The sequence below is a fragment of the Treponema sp. R6D11 genome (assembly GCF_054786075.1).
Map to the genome: position 1 here is coordinate 1 of NZ_BDHD01000607.1, position 718 is coordinate 718.

At 50.7% G+C, this 718-nt stretch carries 1 pseudogene; it reads right to left on the reverse strand.

Features of this window, described 5'->3' with window-relative positions:
- Nucleotides 1-88: 88 nt before the first annotated feature.
- Nucleotides 89-718 (reverse strand): annotated as a pseudogene (locus tag ACYVTD_RS15000) (propionate kinase); the annotation flags it as partial.

Sequence of the window (718 nt, forward strand, 5' to 3'; positions counted from 1 at the left end):
GGATCAACTATTCCGTATTTTTCAGCGAGGTCGTTATCTATCTCTACGAACACATCAACAATCGGATTCCCTATGCAAAGTATCTCGCTCATTTTGGTTTGGCAATAATCTCCGCAAGTTCAGGATGTTTTTGAAGATCGTGCACAAGGCTTTCGGCGCGCCCCTTGTTAACATAGTCCTTGCTCTGGAACGTATATGTAAAACGGGTATGCGTATCGTAAGTGCCTTTCATAAGCGCGTAAGCGTCCTCTGTCATTACAAGCTCTTCGTCGGTGGGAATGATGTATATCGGTATTTTCGATTCGGGCTTGCTGATTAGCGTTTCGGTATTTCTTGTGCAGGATATTTTGTTCTTTCGCGGATTAAATACGATTCCGATGCCCTCTAGCCCTTCAAGAATTTTTTCCCGCATGAACCACGCGAACTCGCCGACGCCCGCGGTAAGGACGAGCGCGTCCACCCTGCCGAGAACCGCCCAATAGGCGCCGATGTATTTTTTTACGCGGTGGGCTTCGATATACTGCGCGAGCAGAGCCTGTTTGTCGCCCGCGACGGCGGCGGCCTGAATGTCGCGCCTGTCCGCGAATTTGCCCGTAAGGCCCAAAAGCCCCGACTTTTTATTAAGGGCGGTTTCAATTTCGGTGTCGCTCATGCCCGTCTTTCGCATAACATAGAAGGGAAGGGCCGCGTCAATATCGCCTGAGCGCGTACCCATGAC